The following is a 19,698-nucleotide window of genomic DNA, read 5'->3' on the forward strand; positions in this document are numbered from 1 at the left end:
TCCGCTCGGATCGCCTTGATGCGGCACTGCGTAAGGTCAGGCCGTGTCTTAGGTCAGACGAGCGGCAAGGCCAGGGTTGGCGAAGCGCGACCGGCATTTTGACGTGGACGGCGACCGCTCGCCCGCAGGACCGAGCCCGCGCAACCGGCCCATGCCGTGGCGGGAGTGGTCAGCGGGCCCGGTTGGCGCTACCATCTAGGCACCCGAATAAAGTCCGGTGCCTGATTCCTCCGCCGCGCGATGGCGCGCTGCCGGGCGCGGCGCGGCCGTTGAGAGTTTCCGTCACTTGCCCTTCCCGACCCTGCCCGCCCCCCTCGCGCGGGCCCTGTCCGAGCGCGGCTACGCCGATCCCACCCCGGTCCAGGCCGCGGTGCTGGAGGCGGCTGCCGGCGCCCGCGACCTCCTGGTCTCCGCCCAGACCGGCTCCGGCAAGACCGTGGCCTACGGCCTGGCTATGGCCAACATGCTCATCGGCCCAGAGGCCGGCGAGGCCGAGATGCTGCCGCCCCCCGGCGCGCCGCTCGCCCTGGTGATCGCCCCGACCCGTGAGCTAGCCCTCCAAGTCCAGCGCGAGCTGCTGTGGCTCTACGCTCCGGCCGGCGGCCGGGTCACCGCCTGCGTCGGCGGCATGGATCCCCGCCGCGAGGCCCGGATGATGGCCGACGGCACCCATATCGTGGTCGGCACCCCGGGCCGCCTGCGCGACCATCTCGAGCGCCGCAACCTCGATCCGACCAACCTGCGGGCCGTCGTCCTCGACGAGGCCGACGAGATGCTCGATCTCGGCTTCCGCGAGGACATCGAGTTCATCCTCTCGGCCACCCCGCCGGAGCGAGCGACCTACCTGTTCTCCGCGACCCTGCCCAAGGCGATCGAGGCCCTGGCCGAGCGCTACCAGCGCAACGCCCTGCGGCTGGCGATCAAGGGCGAGAGCAAGGGCCACGCCGACATCGCCTATCGGGCGGTGCGGATCATGCCCCGGGAGACCGAGCACGTGGTGCTCAACCTCCTGCGCGAGGCCGATGCGCCGACCGCGATCGTCTTCTGCAACACCCGCAACGCCGTGCGCCATCTTCAGGCGAGCCTGACCGAGCGCGGCTTCTCGGTGGTGGCGCTCTCGGGCGAGCTCGGCCAGGGCGAGCGCAACGCCGCCCTGCAGGCGCTCCGGGACGGCCGGGCCCGGGTCTGCGTCGCCACGGACGTCGCTGCCCGCGGCATCGACCTCCCGTCGCTCAGCCTCGTGATCCACGCCGATCTGCCGCACGATGCAGAGGTGCTCCAGCACCGCAGCGGACGCACCGGCCGCGCTGGCCGCAAGGGCACCTCGGTGCTCCTGATCCCGAATTCCCGGCGCCGCCGCGCTGAGCAGATGTTCGCCATCGCCAAGGTCAGCCCGGAGTGGTCCGGCCCGCCCTCGGCCGATGACATCCGGAAGCTCGACGGCGAGCGCATGCTCTCCGACCCGCTCTTCTCCGAGCCGCCGGCCGAGGAGGATGTCGCGCTCGCCGGGACCCTGCTCGCCAGCAAGACCCCGGAAGAGCTCGCCGCCCTCCTGGCCCGGGTCTACCGCACCCGCCTGCCGGCCCCGGAAGAGGTCAGCGATCCGGGCGAGGGCCGCGCCCCCCGCGGCGTCAGCGAGCGCCCGCCCTACGATCCGATGAATCCTGAGCAGATCGCCGCCCTCGGGCCGGCGGTGTGGTTCCGGCTCAACCTCGGCCGGCGCGACAACGCCGATCCGCGCCGCCTGCTGCCGATGCTCACCCGTCGCGGCGGCATCGGCCGCCAGGAGATTGGCGCGATCCGGATCTTCGACCGGGAGACCAAGTTCGAGATCCGCGGCAACGCCGCCGCGCGCTTCGCCGAGGCCTTCGCCCGCAACGGCTCGCCGGAGATCCAGGTCGAGGCGCTGGCGGGGGACGCCGCCCCGGCCGAGCGCAAGAGCGCACCGGGCGGCCCGAAGGGGTTCGCCAGCCCGCGCGCCGGCAAGCATCAGCGCCACGCCGAGCGGTCCGGTCCCCGGTCCGAGTCCAAGCCGGGCCGGAATACCGGCCGCAGCTGATCCTGTTCGGATCGACCTGCGGAGGCGCTGACGCCCCCGCAGGCGGAGGTCTCAGAAAACCTTCTTGACCGCGTCGCCGAGCGCGTCGACGCTCTCCCGCAGCTTCCGGCCGGCGGGCGCCAGCGACGGCAGCTTGATGCCGAGCACCTCGGTCTCCTCGTCGGCGGTCTCGGCCTGCGCGACCGTCGCGGGTGCGGCGCCGGGTTTCACGCCGGGCTTGGCGGCGTCCGCGGCCTTTGCGGCGGCGGGCGGCTTGTGCGCCGCGACCGCCTTGCGGGCGGTTTTCTCCGGTGGGGCTGCGGCCGGAGCCGCAGCAACCGGCTTGGCCGCGGGCGCGACCGGGGGCACGGCGACGTCGCGCGCCTTGACGGTCTCGGAGGCGCGCGGAGGCTGGAGCGCGGCGGTCCGCGCCGGCTGCAGCGGCACGACCACCTGACGGGTGGCGATCGGCGTCACCGGGGTCGGGGTGGGGATACGCTTGGTCGGCGCCTCGGGCACGGTCACGCTCTTGGCCGGCGGCGCTGCGGCGACGGGCGCGGCAACGGGCGCGATTTTGGCGGGGGGCGGGGCGACCGGGCTCGCGGGGACGGGCGTGACCGCCGGTGCCAGAGCTTCCGGCAGCGCCGCCATGCGCAGGGCCGGCTTCTCAGGTTCCGCGGGCTTCGCCGCGACGGGGGGCGCCGGCGCGATCCCGGCCACGGCCGGCAGGCCGTCCTTCAATTCGGGCCAGTCCGCGGCCCGGCCCATCGGGGCGTGCTTGATCGGCGTAGGGGCGGCAAGCCCGGCCATCAGTGTCGAGGCGGCGACGCCGAATCCTGCGATCGCGCTCGCGCCGACCAGCCCGGCGAGGACGAGCTTCAGGCCGGGCTTGCGGCCGGGACGTGGCTCCGGCGACCGATGCGGTCTTCTGTCGGACGGGTCCAGGGCGAGATCGTTCATGATCCGGGGTCTCTGACACGATGCACGACACGCGCGACCGGGCCCCCCATGACCGGCCGCCGCTCTCCATCACGTTGGAGATAAGTCGACTCTGTCGTCGATAGAGAAACCGCAATACGGCGCAAAGATGTCGCCGCCCATTGCAGGCCCGGCCAGTCGAGGCTCGGCTATCCACAAGATAAAGCGAAGCCGCTTAAGAATCCGTATTCGGTTCCGCCCTGCTGGCGCGCCCGGCAAGGGGCGGCGGGTCGGCCTTCCCGATGCCGGGCGGGACGGGGCGGCATGGACTTCGCCGGAGCGCTCGCTATGCGTCTGCCGGTGGATACAAGATCAACCGTGATTTCGATGCCCGACACCGCGCCTGCAAGCCGCCGGGCCGGCTTCCGGCCCTGGGCCGATTGGTCGACCCGCGCGCGCCTCGTCGCCGTGGTGCTGTTCATCGATGCCCTGGCGGCGCTGATCTCCTGCGGGGTGATCGTGCTGAACGCCCGGAACGCGGTGCGCGTGGAGACCCGCGCCTCGCTGGCCACGGTCGAGTCCCTGGTCGCCGACACGATCCGCCTGTCCGACGCGGCCTCGCCCGACACGCTGCTGCAGACGCTGGACCTGCGCTTCAAGACCCTGCGCCACGTCCGCGTCGCGGTGCTCGACGCGGATGGCGATCAGGTCGGCAGCCCGATGCCGCCGCACCGGTCCGAGCGCGAGGCGCCCCGCTGGTTCGCCGAGCTGATCATGCCGCCGATCGAGCGCCACACGCTGCCGATCGTCGTCAACGGCCAGAGGCTGGGCACCGCGCAGATCACCACCCAGCCGATGGACGAGATCGACGAGATCTGGGGCTATGCGAGGGCCCTCTCGATGACCACCCTGGCGATCAACGCGGGGATGCTGATCGCGCTCTACCTGGCGCTCGGCCGAATCCTGGCGCCGCTGCAGCGGCTCGGCGACGGCCTGACCCAGCTGGAACATCACGATTACACCGCGCGTCTTGAGACCCCGGGCGCCCGCGAGCTGGCGGTGATCGCCGAGCGGTTCAACAAGGTCGCCGAGGCGCTGAGCGAGGTCCGCGCCGCCAACGGGCGCCTCAACCGCCAATTGCTCACCGCCCAGGACGACGAGCGCCGCCGCACCGCGCTCGAACTGCACGACGAGTTCGGCCCCTGCCTGTTCGCCCTGGAGGCCAACGCCGCCTCGATCGCCCGGATCGCCTCCGGCCCGGCCGAGCCCGACCGCGAAAAACTCGCCGCTCGGGCGGCCGAGATCAGCGCCATCGTCGGGCAGGTCCAGACCGTCAACCGGGAATTGCTGAACCGCCTGCGCCCACACGGGCTCGGGCAGGCGCCGCTGGCCACCTGTCTCGACCTGTTGCTGCGCGGTTTCGGCCAGCGGCATCCGGGTACGACCTTCGTGGGGACGTTCGACGGCTTGGCCCGCGGCTACGGCGACCTCGTGGATCTCACGGTGTTCCGCTGCGTGCAGGAGAGCGCAACCAATGCGGTCCGCCACGGTGGCGCGACCCGGGTCGAGGCCGAGGCCACCGAGGTCGAGGGCCAGCTGCGCGTCACGATCCGCGACGACGGCAGCGGAATCCCGGCCGAACACCGCACCGGGCTCGGTCTTTCGGGGATGCGCGAGCGTGTCGAGGCCTTGGATGGTACCTTCGGCCTTGACAATGACGGCCCCGGAGCAATCGTCCGGATCATGATCCCCGTTCCGCCCGAGCGGGTCGACGAGAACAACAACGCGCCGAGCGCATGAACGCCATCGCCTCCCAGATCGACGCCGCCGCGACACGCTTGCCGGTCCTCGTGATCGACGATCACCCGATCGTTCTCCAGGGCTGTCGACGGGTCCTCGAGGATTCCGGGGTCGAGACCATCGCGGAGGCGACCACGGTGGTCGGCGGCTACCGGATCTTCCACCGGCTACGGCCGCCGGTGGTGATCTGCGACCTGACCTTCCAGGGCAGCGGCATGGCCGGGCTCGGCCTGATCCGCCGCATCCGCGCCGTCGCCCCGGAGACGCGGATCCTGGTCTTCAGCATGCACAACGACCCGGTGATCGTCGCGCGGGCGCTGGAGGCCGGGGCGCTCGGCTACGTATTGAAGGACCACGCCTCGGCCGAGCTGTTCGAGGCGTTCGGCAAGGTCCGGGTCGGCGAGGTCTATCTCGACCGCCGGCTCGCCACCGAGGTCGCGATGCTGCGCGCCGATGCCCGCCGCACCCCGGAATCCCAGCTCACCCCCCGCGAGCAGCAGATCCTGGCGCGTCTCGCGCAAGGGCGCTCCTACGGCGCCATCGCGGCCGACCTGTCGGTGAGCTACAAGACCGTCACCAATGCCTGCTCGCAGATGCGCCAGAAGCTCGGCGTGCGGACCCTTGCGGAGTTGATCCACGTCGCCGTCACGCACGCGCAGCGGCAGGGATAGCGTCCGCGACCGAGGAGGATGTGCCTTTGACCGACGGTGACGGTGGCCCGAATGCCTTCTCTCAGGCAGCCTGGGCGCGCAACGCGGCGGCCTACGAGACGATCCGGACGATGCCGTTCAACGCGGAGCTCGCCGCTGGCACGCTGCCGAAGGCCACGTTCCGCCACTACATCGTTCAGGACGCGCATTACCTGATTGGCTTCGGCCGGGCGTTGAGCCTCGCGGCCGCGAAGGCCCCGGACCCGGATGGGATCGTCCAGTTCTCCCGCGCCGCGCAGGACGCCATCGTGGTCGAGCGCGCGCTGCATGGCGGCTTCTTCCGCGATTACGGGATCGGCCCGGAGGCCTTCGCGGGCACGCCGCTGACCCCGGCCTGCCACCACTACATCTCCTACCTGGTCGCCACGGCCTATGCCGAGCCGTTCGAGGTCCTGTGCGCGGCCCTGCTGCCATGCTTCTGGATCTACAAGGCGGTGGGCGACGACATCTTCGCCCGCGCCACGCCGGACAACCAATATCGCGCCTGGATCGACACCTATGCCGGCGAGGATTTCGCCGATGCCGTAGCGGGCATGATCGCCGCCACCGACCGCGCGGCGAACTCGGCCTCGCCGGCCCTGCAGGCGCGGATGCACGACGCGTTCACGCAGGCGACGCGGCTTGAATGGCTGTTCTGGGACAGCGCCTACCGGGACGCGTCTTGGCCGCTGTGACGCGCCCGGCCCGGGCATGACGTCGCCGGATCTCAGCCGCCGGGCCGTGGTCGCGGCCGCCGCGGCCGCTGCCGCCTTCGGGCCGGTCCGCTCCGAGGCCGCCGACGCGCCGGGTCCGATCCCGCAGGATCGTCCGGTCCGGATCGCCATGGTGCTGTATCCGGGCATGACCGCCCTCGACCTGGTCGGCCCGCAGGCGCTGCTCGCCGGCCTCGCCCCTGGCAGCCTGTATTGCGTGGCGCAAGCCGAAGGCCCCGTCGCGAGCGACACGGGCCTGAGCCTCGTGGCAACGCATACCTTCGCGACCTGCCCGCCCGATCTCGACGTCCTCTTCGTCCCCGGCGGCGACGGCACGCCCGACCAGATGCGCGACGCTGCGCTGCTGGCCTTCCTGCGCGCGCGTGCGCCGCGCACCGCCTGGGTGACGAGCGTCTGCACCGGGTCGCTGATCCTCGGGGCGGCCGGCCTGCTGCGCGGCTACCGCGCCACCTCGCACTGGTGCGTGCGCGACGCCGTCCTGCCGCTGCTCGGTGCCGCGCCGGTGGCCGAACGCGTCGTCTTCGACCGCAACCGCGCCACCGGCGCCGGCATCTCGGCCGGGCTCGACCTCGCTTTGGCGCTCGCCGCCCGCCTGCGCGGCCCCGACTACGCCCGCACCGCGCAGCTCGTCGCCGAATATGCCCCCGAGCCGCCGTTCCGGGCCGGAACCCCCGCGCAGGCCGGGCCGGCGATCCTGCGCGCGGCGGACGCGATCCTGGCGCCGCTCGTGACGGGGTCGACCGAGGCGGCTCGGGGGTGAGACCGCCAAAACGATGCAGCCGTGCCACGCTGGCCGCCGACGTGATCCGGCATCCTTGACGGCGTGTCCCACGAACCGAACTGTGCGTCAGGAACCCCCGGAGCCGACATGTCCCTGATCGCCCGCCTGCGCGCCTACGCGACCGAGGCCCTCGGCGTCGGCGCCACCGAGCCGGTGGACGACACCCACCTCGCCGCGACCGCGCTCCTCGTGCACGTCGCCCGGGTCGACGGCATCCTGGCGCCCGCCGAGAGCGAGCGCCTGTCCCGGCTGGTGCAGGGCCACTATGCCGAGGGGCCGGACGCCGCCCGGGCGCTGATCGCGCGCGCCACCGCGGTCGATGCCGAGACTCGCGACCTGGCGAGCCTGGTCGAGATGATCCCGCACGAGGCCAACAAGGCCGAGCGCCAGGACCTCCTGACCATGGCCTGGTCGGTCGCCGCCGCCGACGGGACCGTCGACGAGTTCGAGGAGGCGCTGGTCGAGCGCCTCGGCCGGCTGCTCGGCTTCGACGAGGCGGCGATCGCCGCGTCCCGTCGAACCGGTCAGCGGGGCGTCGGCGCCGTCTAGCGGCCCGGTCGGACGATGATCGCGAGCCTGGCGCTGATCCTGCTCGCACAGCTCCTGGGCGAGATCCTGGCCCGGGGCGCCGGCGTGCCGGTCCCGGGGCCGGTGATCGGCATGGGGCTGATGTTCGGCTTCCTGCTCCTGCGCGACAGCCGCCTCGGCCTGCCCCGGATCCTGCCGAAGCCCCTCACCGACGGCACCCTCGAGACCACGGCCCGGGGGCTCCTGATGAACCTGTCGCTGATGTTCGTCCCCGCCGGCGTCGGCGTCGTCGGCCGCCTCGACCTGCTCCGGGCGCAAGGGCTCAAGCTCGCCATCGTGCTCGTGGTCTCCACCGCCCTGTCCCTGCTGGTGACCGTGCTGGTGTTCCGCGCGGTCGCGTCCCGGGTCGAGCGGCGCCGGCCCGACGGGGAGACCTGAGCGGTGCACGGCGATTTCTCGCTCTGGGTCTATCTCGCCGGCACGCCGCTGCTGTGGCTGACCGTGACCCTGACCTCCTACGTCCTGGCCGACCGGATCGCGGCCGCCACCGGCCGGCACCCGATCGCCAATCCGGTGCTGATCACCGTGATCCTGGTCGGCACCGTCCTGGCGGTGACGGGCACGCCCTATCCGACCTATTTCGAGGGCGCGCAGTTCGTCCACTTCCTGCTCGGGCCGGCGACCGTGGTGCTGGCCATGCCCCTCTACGAGCGCCGGGCCACGGTCCTGCGCGCCCTGATTCCGATGCTGGCCGCGCTCCTGGCCGGCGCGGCCACGACGCTGGCCGTGGTCATCGCGCTGGCGCGGCTCCTCGACATCCCGCAGCCGATCCTGATCTCGCTGGCGCCGAAATCCGTGACCTCGGGCGTGGCCATGGGCATCGCCGAGGCGCTGGGCGGCGACCCGACGCTCACCGCGATCCTGGTGATCCTCACCGGCATCATCGGGGCGATCCTGGTGACGCCGCTGATGAATCTCCTTCGGATCCGCGACATGCGCGCCCGGGGCTTCGCGGCCGGGCTCGCCGCCCACGGCATCGGCACGGCCCGGGCCTTCCAGGTGAGCGAGACCGCCGGCACCTTCGCGGGGATCGCCATGGGGCTCAACGCCTTCCTGACCGCGATCCTCGCGCCCCTGGCGCTGCACCTGCTGTTCTGAGCCTCAGGCGTCGAGCTGCCCGGCCACCGCCTCGGCGAGCGACAGGCTCGAGGTCAGCCCCGGGCTCTCGATCCCGAACAGGTGGACGATCCCGGGCAGCCCGTGCTCCTCCGGTCCGTCGATCCGAAAGTCCGCCGCCGTCTCGCCCGGCCCGGTGAGCTTGGGGCGCAGGCCGGCATAGTCCGGGTAGAGCGCCCCGTCCGGCAGGCCCGGCCAGTAGCGGCGGATCGCGCCGTAGAAGCTGTCCGCGCGGGCCGGGTCGACCCGGTAGTCGAAGCCTTCGACCCATTCCACGTCGGGGCCGAACCGGGTGCGGCCGGCGAGATCCAGGGTGAGGTGGATGCCCAGCCCGCCGTCGATCCGCGGCGCGGGATAGATCAGACGCGAGAAGGCCGGCTTGCCGGTGCAGCCGAAATAATTGCCCCGGGCGAGGCGCAGCACCGGCACGCGCTCGGCCGGATAGCCCTCCGTGCGTGCGGCGAGCGCGGGCGCCCCGAAGCTCGCGGCGTTGACCACGGCGTCGAAGGCCAGCTCGACCGGCTCGCTGCCGCCGAAGGCCGCGTGCCATTGTCCGTCCCGGCGGGACAGGCGCTCCACCGGCGTGCGCAGGGCCAGGGCGCCGCCGTGGTCCTCGATCACGCCGAGCAGCGCGAGCATCAGCGCGTGGCTGTCGACGATCCCGGTATGGGGCGCGTGCAGCGCCAGGGTGCAGGCGAGGTTGGGCTCCAGGCGCTTCGCCGCTGCGGCGTCGAGCAGTTCGAGCCCGCGGACGCCGTTGGCCTCGCCCTGCTGCCGGATCGCCGCGATCGTGTCGGCCTCGGCATCGTCGCAGGCGACGATCAACTTGCCGCAGGCCCGGTGCGGCACCCCGTGGTTCGCGCAGAAGTTGTATAGCTTCTCGGCGCCGTCGACGCAGTGTTGGGCGCGGGCGGAACCGGACGGGTAGTACATGCCGCCATGGATCACCTCGGAGCTACGGGCGGACACGCCGGTCCCGAACGCCTCCTCGGCCTCCGCCACGATGACGGCGTGGCCGCGCAGCGCGAAGGCCCGCCCCACGGCCAAGCCGACCACGCCGGCGCCGACGACCAGAACCTCCATCCCCGCCACTCTCGATGTTCGCCCCAACAGGGCCGGTGAGTCCTCAATACCGCACCCGTGCCGTCTCGTAGGCCCGCATGTTGATTCGGCGTTGACCGTATTTATCAATTCTAAGTAGAAACAGGCGCCAAATAGATGCTCGCGGTGGTTGTAAGCGTAGCGAGCGGGCGCATAATGCCACCACGCGCTGCCCGATGGTGGACCGGATTTCTGTTCCGGGCTCCATCGCCGGCCGCCGACAGCACAACAGCCTAACGACCCGACAAAGCCGCATCGTCCGACCGAGAAACCTTAGGAGATGACCATGCAGACGACCTCGCCGAGCGTCGAACTCGCCGCCAAGATCCTAAGCGCCTACGTCACCAAGAACAGCGTGCCGGCGGGTGCTCTGCCCAGCCTTCTGTCCGAGGTGCACCGCTCGATCACCGCGCTGGATGCGCCGGCCGAGCGTCAGGTCAAGCGGCCGACCGAGGCGCAGATCCGCGCGTCGATCCGGCCCGATACGATCATGAGCTTCGAGGACGGCAAGTCCTACAAGGCCCTGCGCCGGCACCTGACCCTGCGCGGCCTCACCCCGGAGGCGTACAAGGCCAAGTGGGGCCTGCCGGTGGATTACCCGCTGGTTTCGGCGGCCTACAGTGCCCGGCGTTCGAAGATCTCCCGCGAGATCGGGCTCGGCCAGAAGCTGCGGATGCAGCAGGCGGCCGAGTAGGAGCGGGTCCCATCGGGTCGATCGAGCCGGCCGTGCCCGTCACGGCCGGCTCTCTGCTGTCGAGACCTCCTGGATCAGGAGCGCCACGAGGCCGGACCAGCCGGTCTGATGCGAGGCGCCGACGCCCCGTCCGTTATCGCCGTCGTAATACTCGTAGAACAGCACCAGGTCCCGGAAATGCGGGTCCTCCTGCTCGATCCGGCTCGTTCCGTAGACCGGCCGGTGCCCGTCCGGGCCGCGGGTCGAGAGGCCGATGAGCCGCAGGGACAGCTTCTCCGCGATCTCCCGGAGCGAGTAGGTCCGCCCCGAGCCGGTCGGCGCCTCCACGCGGAAATCCGGGCCATAATAGGCGTAGAACTGTCTCAAGCCGGCGATCAGCAGGTAATTCACCGGCATCCAGACCGGCCCGCGCCAGTTGGAATTGCCGCCGAACAGGCGTGAGCGCGATTCCGCCGGCTCGTAGGCGAGCCCCATGTCCCGGCCGTTCCACGGGAAGCAGAACGGCTGGTCCGCGTAGCTGCGCGAGACCGCCCTCAATCCGTGCTCGGACAGGAACTCCGTCGGGTCGAGGGCCCGGTGCAGCAGCGCCTTCAGCCGGTGGCCGCGCAGCAGCGACAGCAGCACGGTCTGGCCTTCGCCGGGCACGTTCCAGCGCGAGACCAGGGTGGCCAGATCGGGGCGGTTCCGGAGGAAGAACGCCATCCGGCTCCGGAGGGAGGGCAGCTTCTCCAGATCGCGCTCGCTGATCGTCGTGACCGCGAAGATCGGGATCAGCCCGACCATGGTCCGGACCCGGATCGGCAGGCGGTTCCCGTCGCGGGCCTCGATCACGTCGTAGAAGAAGCCGTCGGCCTCGTCCCAGACGCCGTCGCCGGTCGCCGCGGCGATGAGCAGGAAATGCTCGAAGAACTTCTCCGCCATGTCCTCGTAGGTCGGGTCCTGCATCGCCAGCTCGATGGCGATGCGCATCAGGTTGAGCGCGTAGGCCGCCATCCAGGCGGTCGCATCGGACTGGGTGAGAGTGGCGCCGTCGCCGACCGGCTTCGAGCGGTCGAAGATGCCGATATTGTCGAGCCCGAGGAAGCCGCCCTGGAACAGGTTGCGGTCGTCGGAATCCTTGCGGTTGACCCACCAAGTGAAGTTCAGGGTCAGCTTGTTGAAGATGCGCTTCAGGAAGACGTGATCGGGCGTGCCGGTGAGCGCCCGGTCGATCTCGAACACCCGCCAGGCGGCGAGCCCGTGGATCGGCGGGTTGGCGTCTCCGAACCCCCATTCATAGGCGGGAAGCGCCGCGTTCGGGTGGGCATAGGCCTCGTCGACGAGCAGCAGCAGCTGGTTCTTGGCGAAATCCGGATCGAACAGGGCGAACACGATCGCCTGGAGGGCGAGGTCCCAGGAGGCGAACCAGGGATATTCCCAGGCATCCGGCATCGAGATGATGTCGTTGGCGCGCAGATGCGCCCAGTCGGCGTTGCGGCCGTGCCGCCGCGCGGGGGCGGGGGGCGGCTGGGCCGGATCGCCGGCCAGCCACTCGCGCACGTCGTAATGGTAGAGCTGCTTCGACCACAGCATGCCGGCCAGCGCCTGCCGCTGCACCAGCCGCATCTCGGGATCGGGGATCGACGCCTGCAGGGCGTCGTAGAACGCGTCGGCCTCGTCCGCGCGGGACGCGAACACCGCATCAAAATCCGCGAAGGGCTCGCCCGGCGCATTCTCCGGGCGCAGGCGCAACCGGAGAATGCGCGACTCGCCCGGGCCGAGATGCAGGTCGTAGCGCGCCGCGCATTTGGTGCCGGACAGGTGGTTGGCCCCCCCGGCCTCGCCCCGGACGACGCGCCGGTCGATCCCGTCCTTGTAGAAGCCCGCTTCCGGGCCGCTGCCGAACAGCCGGTGCGTGTTGGTCTCGTTCTCGGTGAACAGCAGCTCGGCCGCGCCCTCGGCGAAGAAACGCATCGGCGCCACGCTCGGATGGCGCGCCCAGACCGACCCGTCCGAGCCGGCGGACAATTCGGGCTTCTCGGTCCCTGCCTTCCACGACCACAGGTTCCGGGCCCAGAGCTGCGGCAGCAGGGTGACGTCGGCGGGCTCCGGGCCGCGGTTGGTGGCGGTGACCCGCATCAGCACGTCGTCGGGGCCGGCCTTGGCGTAGGCGATCTCGACGTCGAAGTAGCGGCCTTCGTCGAACAGGCCGGTGTCGAGCAGCTCGAATTCCGGGTCGTCGAGGCCGCGGCGTCGGTTCTCCTCGACCAGGCGCTGATAGGGGAACGCGCCCTGCGGGTACTTGTACAGCATCCGCATGAAGGCGTGGGTCGGGATACCGTCGAGGTAGTAGTACAGCTCCTTCACGTCCTCGCCGTGGTTGCCCTCGGCGTTGGTCAGGCCGAACAGGCGCTCCTTCAGGATCGGGTCGCGGCCGTTCCACAGGGCGAGCGCCAGGCACCAGTTGAGGTGCCGGTCGCCGAAGCCGCCGATCCCGTCCTCGCCCCAGCGATAGGCCCGGGAGCGGGCGTGATCGTGGGGCAGCGCGTCCCAGGCCTCGCCGTCGGCGCTGTAATCCTCCCGCACCGTGCCCCATTGCCGGTCGCTGAGATACGGCCCCCAGCGCCGCCAGGCCGGGTCGGTGCGCGCCTGCACCAGCCGCTGCCCCTCCGCGGTCTCGAAGAGGCCCGGCACGCCGTTCGGCTTGGTCATACGGTCGATGCTCCCGCGCACGTTCTGGATGTACGCCTGGATACTGCCGTGGTTGAGCGGGGAGAAGTCAATCGGGGCGCGGTCTCCCGGATCGCGCTCATCGATTCTGCGAGCAGCACTCGAGCGACCGCAGGAGAATCCACCCTGTCATTCCGGGGCCGCGAAGCGGAGCCCGGAATCCAGAACCATTGGTCGAGCAGGATCTTGCACCGTCGACGGCTCTGGATTCCGGGCTCGCCTCCCGCGCCCCGGGATGACGGGGTGAAGGCTTATGCGGCGATGCAAGGCCTGGGATTTTGGCGGATCGTATGTCCAGATACGATTGCCAGGATTAACCGCATCGAGCGCGCTCAGTTGGCGGGAACGATACGGAGACCATCCGGCCCGGCATCGACCGTCAGCGCCCGATAATCGGGAATCGTCGCGTGCGCTGTCTCGATCGGGGCGTGATGCGTGGCCGTGATCACCACGACGGTGGCGCCCGCCGCCGCGCCGGCTTGGATGCCGGCTGGCGCATCCTCGAACACCAGGCAATCCGCGGCCGCGACGCCCAGGCGCTCGGCGGCCAGCAGGAAACAATCCGGCGCGGGCTTGCCCCGATCGATGTCCTCGGCGGCGACGAGCAGGGCCGGCACCGGCATGCCGGCGGCGTCCAGCCGGCGCAGGGCGAGCTCCCGGGGCGCCGAGGTGACGATCGCCCAGCGCTCGGGCGGCAGAGCTTGCAGGAACGCGCGGGCGCCCGGGATCTCGGCGATGTCGCCGACATCCTCGATCTCCGCCCGGGTGATCGCGGCAGCCTCGGCCTCCGGATCGACACCGGGCAGGCCGAGCCGGCGGATCGTGTCCACGGACCGGACCCCGTGGATCGTCGGCAGGAAACGCGCCACGTCGAGGCCGTGGCTCTGTGCCCAACGGGTCCAGGCCCGCTCCGCCGAGGCGATCGAGCTGATGATCGTCCCATCCATGTCGAACAGGAAGGCGGCGAAGCGGCGCGTCGGGAGGTCTTGGGTCGTCATGCCCGAGGGCTACGCGGGCCGGGGCGGGCGGGCAACCGCGCCGTGCGCACGGCCGCTGCCCGCCCGGTCCCCGTTGACCGGCCTCAGGACTCCTTCGTCTCGGAGCCGGGCGCCTGCCGGTTGGCCGCGTGGTCCTGGTACTGCTCGGTCTGGACCGCCTTGCCGTCGAGCCCGCGCTCGTCGCTGTGCCGGGACTTGTCCCGGTTGCTCAGGACCTCGTTCTCGCCGAGCACGCCGTCCGGCAGATCGGTCATGCCGCCGCTGCCCGAGCCCTTGCCGTGACCGCCCGGGCCCATGTGGTGCTTGTCGGCCTTCGCCATGTCGCGCTCCTCATCATCCTGGGGGTGTGGACGCCGGGAGATGGAGTCCGCGATCGGCAGGACAAGGCGGGGCGGCCGTCCCCGTGGCCGCAGGGGCGAGCGCTTCACGGGCCGACGCCGATGGTGTAGCGCGGAGATAATCCTGGGCCGGATCCGGTCCCGACGCCGCGAAAACCCGTATCAGATCCATGCCGAGCCGCATCGACGCCACCTTCGCCCGTGCCCGCGCGGAGAACCGGGCCGTCCTGGTCACCTACGTGATGGCGGGCGATCCCGACCCGGAGACCTCCCTGGAGATCCTGAAGGCGCTCCCCGGCGCCGGCGCCGACATCCTGGAATTCGGCCTGCCCTTCACCGACCCGATGGCCGACGGCCCGGCGATCCAGGCCGCGGGCCTGCGCGCCCTCAAGGCCGGCCAGGGCGTGGCCGGCACGCTGGACCTCGTGCGCCGCTTCCGCGCCGAGAACGACGGCACGCCGATCGTGCTGATGGGCTATTTCAACCCGATCCACACCTACGGGGTCGAGCGGTTCCTCGACGACGCGGTGGCGGCCGGGGTTGACGGGCTGATCGTGGTCGACCTGCCGCCGGAGGAGGATTCGGAGCTGTGCCTCCCGGCGCTTGCCAAGGGGCTGGCCTTCATCCGGCTCGCCACGCCGACCACCGACGAGCGCCGCCTGCCGGCCGTGCTCGCGAACACCGCGGGCTTCGTCTACTACGTGTCGATCACCGGCATCACCGGCACGGCGACGCCGGATTTCGGGAAGGTCTCGGAGGCGGTCGCCCGCATCCGCCGCCACACCGATCTGCCCGTGGTGGTCGGCTTCGGGGTGAAGACTGGCGCCCATGCGACGGCGATCGCCAAGGGCGCCGACGGCGTGGTGGTCGGCTCGGCGCTGGTGGACACCCTGGTCCGCTCGCTGGATTCGGAAGGCCGGCCGCAGGCCGGTACGGTCCCTGCGGTGGCGGAGCTGGTCCGGGAGCTGGCCGCCGGCGTCCGCGCGGGCGGGGTCGAGCGGGCCGCCTGAACCGCGCGCCCTGGCGGAAGGGGCCACACCACCTGATATCAGCGCGAGCTTGAAGCGAACGGACGCGAGGCGATGGTCGAACCGATGAACTGGATCTCGGAGGTGGTGCGCCCCCGGATCAAGACCCTGTTCAAGCGCGAGACGCCCGAGAACCTCTGGGTCAAGTGCCCGGATACCGGCCAGATGGTGTTCCACAAGGAGGTGGAGGCCAATCACTGGGTGATCCCGGGCTCCGAGCATCACCTGAAGATGAGCGCCACCGCGCGCCTCAAGATGATGTTCGACGAGGGCACCTGGATCGACGTGGCGCTGCCCGAGGTCGCCACCGACCCGCTGAAGTTCCGCGACGAGAAGCGCTACGTCGACCGCCTCAAGGAGGCCCGGGCCAAGACCGGGCTGCAGGACGCGTTCAAGATCGGCTTCGGCCGGGTCGGCGGCCTGCCCATGACCCTGGCGGCGCAGGAATTCGGCTTCATGGCCGGCTCCCTCGGCATGGCGGCCGGCGAGGCCTTCGTGCGCGGTGCCGAGACCGCCCTGGAGAAGCGCACCCCCTACGTGCTGTTCTCGGCCTCCGGCGGGGCACGCATGCAGGAAGGCATCCTGTCCCTGATGCAGATGCCCCGGACCACCGTGGCGGTGCGCCGGCTCAACGCCGCGCGTCTGCCCTACATCGTGGTGCTGACCAACCCGACCACCGGCGGCGTCACCGCGTCTTACGCGATGCTCGGCGACGTGCACCTGGCCGAGCCGGGCGCACTGATCTGCTTCGCCGGCCCCCGGGTGATCGAGCAGACCATCCGCGAGAAGCTGCCGGACGGATTCCAGCGGGCGGAATATCTCCGCGAGCACGGCATGGTCGATCAGGTGGTCCACCGTCACGCTCTGAAGGAGACGATCACGCGCCTCTGCGGCCTGCTGACCAACGCCGCGACGAGCGATGCGCCGGTCCCCGCCCAGGCAGCGGCCTAGCCGGCCGCTATGGCATCCTCCGACGCCCTCATGGCGCGATTCCTCGCGCTCCATCCGCGCACCATCGACCTGTCGCTGGGGCGGATCGAGCGGCTGCTGTCCCGGCTGAACCATCCGGAGCGGCGCCTGCCGCCGGTGATCCACGTCGCCGGGACCAACGGCAAGGGCTCGACCATCGCGTTCATGCGGGCGATCCTGGAGGCTGGGGGCCTGGCCGCGCATGTCTACACCTCGCCCCATCTCGTCCGGTTCCACGAGCGGATCCGGCTCGGCGGGATCGGCGGCGGCCAGTTCGTGGACGAGGACCGGCTGGCCGACGCGTTCTCGCGCTGCGAGGCCGCCAATGCCGGCGAGCCGATCACCATGTTCGAGATCACCACGGCGGCGGCTCTGCTGCTGTTCTCGGCGAGCCCGGCCGACGTGCTGCTCCTCGAGGTCGGGCTGGGCGGGCGGCTCGATGCCACCAACGTCATCGCCCAGCCGGCCTGCGCGGTCGTGACCCCGATCGGCCGCGACCATGCCGAGTATCTCGGCGACACGGTCGAATCGGTGGCCGCCGAGAAGGCCGGGATCTTCAAGCGCGGTTGCCCGGCGGTGATCGCCGCCCAGGACTATGCCGAGGCCGACGCCGTTCTCTGCCGGCACGCCGAGGCCGTGGGGGCGGGGCCGATCCTGATCGGAAACCAGGATTTCTCCGTCCACGAGGAGCGCGGCCGCCTCGTCTACCAGGACGAGACCGACCTGTTCGACCTGCCGCGGCCGCGCTTGGCCGGACGCCATCAACTGGTCAATGCCGGCACCGCGATCACGGCTCTGCGGGCGGCCGGGTTCGGCGATATCGGCAACGCCGCACTGGAGCGCGGCCTCACCGAGGTCGACTGGCCCGGGCGGCTGCAGCGGCTCGGCCGCGGGCGGCTGGCCGCGCAGCTCGATCCCGGCGCCGAGCTGTGGCTCGACGGCGGCCATAACATCGACGGCGGCCGGATCCTCGCCGCCGCCATGGCCGATCTCGGCGAGCGCAGCGACGTGCCGCTGGTCCTGATCGTCGGTCTCCTCAGCACCAAGGATGCCGACGGGTTCCTGCGCAACTTCGTCGGTCTGGCCCGGGCGCTCATCGCGGTCCCGATCACCACCTCGATGGCGGCGCGGCCGGCCGAAGAGGTGGCGCGAATCGGCGAGGATGTCGGCCTGTCGACCCGGACGGCGCCGAGCATCGAGGCGGCGCTGGCCCAGGTGAAGGACATCGCCTTCGAGCAGCCGCCGCGAATCCTGATCTGCGGCTCGCTCTACCTGGCCGGGCTGGTCCTGGCGGCCAACGACACGCCGCCTGTGTGAGGCGCGTCATGCCTCAGTCTTGGGCACTGGCTTTTTCGCGAAGGTTTGGTTAGCGCCCGGTAATCGCCGTCGATTCGCCGCATTCGACGCCGCGAAATCGCTCCCAAGGCCACGCTTTCCCCCGGCTGTGGCCGCGAAGCTACATCCTGCATAGGTTTGATCCCCTAGCTTCGGGTTCGATCGGGCTTGTGATGGGGATCACAGACATGAAGACGCTTCTCACCTCTCTCGCGGCGTTCACCGCGCTCACCGCGGCGGCCTCCGCTGCCGACCTGCCGCGTCGCGCCGCGCCGCCGCCGGTGTTCACCCCCGTTCCGGTGTTCACCTGGACCGGCTTCTACTTCGGTATCAACGCCGGCTACGCTTTCGATGCCAGCGACACCGACAGCAACCGCGGCTTCGTCCAGACCGCCGGTAGCCCGGCCGTTCTCGGCGCCAACGGCCTCGTGCCCTACCGCGCCCTCGCGCCGCTCGGCTCGTCGCTGATCTACAACAAGAACAACCGCGAAGGCTTCTCCGGCGGTGGCCAGATCGGCTACAACTACCAGTTCACCCCGGGCTCGGGCGTCGTGATCGGCTTCGAGGCCGACGCGCAGTACCTCGATTTCGGTGGCCGTCCGCGCTACGCCACGAACGCCGCCGCCATCAACCAGGGCTTCATCCCGGTCAACGGCACCCTGAACACGCTGGACTTCTTCGGTACCGTGCGCGGCCGTCTCGGCTACGCCTTCGACAAGACCCTCGTGTACGCCACCGGCGGTTTCGCTTACGCCACCGGCGACCAGGGCACCCAGGGCGTCGCCTTCCAGAACTTCGCTGGCCGTCGCGACGACTTCAAGACCGGCTACACCGTCGGCGGCGGCGCCGAGTACGCGCTCCCCACCGACTCGTTCCTGAACTTCTTCCGGTCGTCGGCCGTGACGTTCAAGGTCGAAGGTCTGTACGTGAGCCTCGACCGCAACCGCACCGGCCTGCCGCTGGTCGGCGCTGCCCTCAACACCGGCACCGTGCTGCCGGTCTACGCCGTCACCGGCAACACCAGCCGCAACACGAACGACTTCGCAGTCGTCCGCGCCGGCCTGAACTACAAGTTCGGCTCGTACTAAGACCGGACGATCGGTCCCGGGCACCAAGCCCGGGACCACGGGATTGGGTCCCGAAACCGAGAAAGCCCGGCCTTGCGGCCGGGCTTTCTTTTTGTCGTCGCGTCGAAGGGGGCAGCGGCTCAGGCGACCTGTGCGCCGATCCAGCGGGAGAGATCGCCCTTGGGGGCGGCGCCGACCTTCTGATCGACCCGCTCGCCGTTCTTGAACAGCAGCAGCGTCGGGATCGAGCGGATGCCGTACTGGGCGGCGATCTGCGGGTTCTCGTCGACGTTGACCTTGGCGATCTTCACCTTGCCCTGGAGATCGGTCGCGATCTCCTCGAGCGCCGGGCCGATCTGGCGGCAGGGGCCGCACCACTCTGCCCAGAAATCCACCACGACGGGCTCGGCGGACTTGAGAACGTCCTGCTCGAAGCTCGCGTCGGTTACTTTCACCGTCGCCATAACGTCACCTTTCGGAACTGGCCGCCGGTCGGGCGGCCTCGGACGGGCAGGGGCCCGCGCGGTTCGACCAGAATTGGCGACGGCCCACCGCCCGGTCAAGCAGTCCGCCCGCCGATGCATGGGGGCGCCTCGAGGGGCGCATTGCGATGTGCGCTGGCGCATGTCGGCCGGGGAGGGGCGGGGGAGAAGGCCCTTCCACAGCATGGGGCCGTGTCGCTGATTCCTTCGCCGAAAATCGCTTCCCGCCGTCATTGCGAGCGTAGCGAAGCGACCCAGGGAAACACCACATTCGGAGAACGCGCGCCGCACTGGGTTGCTTCGCTGCGCTCGC

At 70.9% G+C, this 19,698-nt stretch carries 18 protein-coding genes and 1 pseudogene; 13 read left to right on the forward strand and 6 right to left on the reverse strand.

Annotation, left to right across the window (positions count from 1 at the left end):
• The first annotated feature begins 286 nt into the window (after window positions 1–286).
• Window positions 287–2,059, forward strand: coding sequence for a DEAD/DEAH box helicase (locus WYO_RS08360; RefSeq protein WP_007561182.1), 1,773 nt, complete (start codon window positions 287–289; stop codon window positions 2,057–2,059).
• 51 nt (window positions 2,060–2,110) lie between these two features.
• Here WYO_RS08360 and WYO_RS08365 read toward each other — a convergent pair whose 3' ends face one another.
• Complete coding sequence (locus WYO_RS08365) at window positions 2,111–2,998, reverse strand: hypothetical protein (RefSeq protein ID WP_007561184.1); 888 nt, start codon at window positions 2,996–2,998, stop codon at window positions 2,111–2,113.
• A 345-nt stretch (window positions 2,999–3,343) separates the two neighbouring features.
• On the opposite strand from WYO_RS08365, the gene WYO_RS08370 reads away from it, so the two are divergent.
• The 7 genes from WYO_RS08370 to WYO_RS08400 all read left to right on the forward strand — a co-directional run bounded on the left by WYO_RS08370 (window position 3,344) and on the right by WYO_RS08400 (window position 8,646).
• Window positions 3,344–4,756 carry an ATP-binding protein gene (locus tag WYO_RS08370; protein ID WP_244424112.1) on the forward strand — a complete coding sequence of 471 codons (1,413 nt, stop codon included), beginning with the start codon at window positions 3,344–3,346 and terminating at the stop codon, window positions 4,754–4,756.
• On the forward strand, window positions 4,753–5,427 hold the full coding sequence (locus tag WYO_RS08375) for a response regulator transcription factor (RefSeq protein WP_007561188.1): 675 nt from the start codon (window positions 4,753–4,755) through the stop codon (window positions 5,425–5,427). The genes WYO_RS08370 and WYO_RS08375 overlap by 4 nt, the downstream gene beginning before the upstream one ends.
• A 26-nt stretch (window positions 5,428–5,453) precedes the next feature.
• Window positions 5,454–6,140, forward strand: coding sequence for a TenA family protein (locus WYO_RS08380; protein WP_007561190.1), 687 nt, complete (start codon window positions 5,454–5,456; stop codon window positions 6,138–6,140).
• A 16-nt stretch (window positions 6,141–6,156) separates the two neighbouring features.
• A complete protein-coding gene (locus tag WYO_RS08385) occupies window positions 6,157–6,939 on the forward strand; it encodes a DJ-1/PfpI family protein (RefSeq protein WP_007561192.1) in 783 nt (260 codons plus the stop codon).
• A 108-nt stretch (window positions 6,940–7,047) separates the two neighbouring features.
• The gene (locus tag WYO_RS08390; RefSeq protein WP_007561194.1) at window positions 7,048–7,509 is read left to right on the forward strand and encodes a TerB family tellurite resistance protein; all 462 of its coding nucleotides are present in this window, start codon (window positions 7,048–7,050) and stop codon (window positions 7,507–7,509) included.
• Window positions 7,510–7,524: 15 nt separating this feature from the next.
• On the forward strand, window positions 7,525–7,926 hold the full coding sequence (locus tag WYO_RS08395; protein ID WP_007561195.1) for a CidA/LrgA family protein: 402 nt from the start codon (window positions 7,525–7,527) through the stop codon (window positions 7,924–7,926).
• Window positions 7,927–7,929: 3 nt separating this feature from the next.
• Window positions 7,930–8,646, forward strand: coding sequence for an LrgB family protein (locus WYO_RS08400; protein WP_007561198.1), 717 nt, complete (start codon window positions 7,930–7,932; stop codon window positions 8,644–8,646).
• A gap of 3 nt (window positions 8,647–8,649) precedes the next feature.
• Here WYO_RS08400 and WYO_RS08405 read toward each other — a convergent pair whose 3' ends face one another.
• Entirely contained in the window at window positions 8,650–9,747 is a 1,098-nt protein-coding gene (locus WYO_RS08405) for an NAD(P)/FAD-dependent oxidoreductase (RefSeq protein ID WP_007561201.1), read from the reverse strand.
• Window positions 9,748–10,051: 304 nt separating this feature from the next.
• On the opposite strand from WYO_RS08405, the gene WYO_RS08410 reads away from it, so the two are divergent.
• A complete protein-coding gene (locus tag WYO_RS08410) occupies window positions 10,052–10,459 on the forward strand; it encodes a MucR family transcriptional regulator (protein WP_007561203.1) in 408 nt (135 codons plus the stop codon).
• Window positions 10,460–10,498: 39 nt separating this feature from the next.
• On the opposite strand, the gene WYO_RS08415 is transcribed toward WYO_RS08410, so the two are convergent.
• The 3 genes and pseudogenes from WYO_RS08415 to WYO_RS08425 all read right to left on the reverse strand — a co-directional run.
• Complete coding sequence (locus WYO_RS08415; protein WP_007561206.1) at window positions 10,499–13,150, reverse strand: hypothetical protein; 2,652 nt, start codon at window positions 13,148–13,150, stop codon at window positions 10,499–10,501.
• A 350-nt stretch (window positions 13,151–13,500) separates the two neighbouring features.
• Window positions 13,501–14,166 carry an HAD-IA family hydrolase gene (locus WYO_RS08420; protein ID WP_007561208.1) on the reverse strand — a complete coding sequence of 222 codons (666 nt, stop codon included), beginning with the start codon at window positions 14,164–14,166 and terminating at the stop codon, window positions 13,501–13,503.
• 128 nt (window positions 14,167–14,294) lie between these two features.
• Window positions 14,295–14,486, reverse strand: a pseudogene (locus WYO_RS08425) (hypothetical protein); the annotation flags it as partial.
• A gap of 188 nt (window positions 14,487–14,674) precedes the next feature.
• Between WYO_RS08425 and trpA the strand changes: the two are divergent.
• The 4 genes from trpA (at window position 14,675) to WYO_RS08445 (ending at window position 18,924) form a co-directional block, all read left to right on the forward strand.
• Window positions 14,675–15,514 (forward strand): tryptophan synthase subunit alpha, encoded by an 840-nt coding sequence (gene trpA, locus WYO_RS08430; RefSeq protein WP_007561212.1) that lies wholly within the window; start codon window positions 14,675–14,677, stop codon window positions 15,512–15,514.
• 72 nt (window positions 15,515–15,586) lie between these two features.
• Window positions 15,587–16,483, forward strand: a complete 897-nt coding sequence (accD, locus tag WYO_RS08435) for an acetyl-CoA carboxylase, carboxyltransferase subunit beta (protein WP_007561214.1) — start codon at window positions 15,587–15,589, stop codon at window positions 16,481–16,483.
• Window positions 16,484–16,492: 9 nt separating this feature from the next.
• Complete coding sequence (locus WYO_RS08440; protein ID WP_007561216.1) at window positions 16,493–17,818, forward strand: folylpolyglutamate synthase/dihydrofolate synthase family protein; 1,326 nt, start codon at window positions 16,493–16,495, stop codon at window positions 17,816–17,818.
• A gap of 206 nt (window positions 17,819–18,024) precedes the next feature.
• Entirely contained in the window at window positions 18,025–18,924 is a 900-nt protein-coding gene (locus WYO_RS08445; protein ID WP_007561218.1) for a porin family protein, read from the forward strand.
• Window positions 18,925–19,043: 119 nt separating this feature from the next.
• Here WYO_RS08445 and trxA read toward each other — a convergent pair whose 3' ends face one another.
• A complete protein-coding gene (gene trxA / locus WYO_RS08450) occupies window positions 19,044–19,367 on the reverse strand; it encodes a thioredoxin (protein ID WP_007561219.1) in 324 nt (107 codons plus the stop codon).
• Window positions 19,368–19,698 lie beyond the last annotated feature (331 nt).

Origin of the sequence: Methylobacterium sp. GXF4 (assembly GCF_000272495.1) — a bacterium.
GTDB lineage: Bacteria > Pseudomonadota > Alphaproteobacteria > Rhizobiales > Beijerinckiaceae > Methylobacterium > Methylobacterium brachiatum.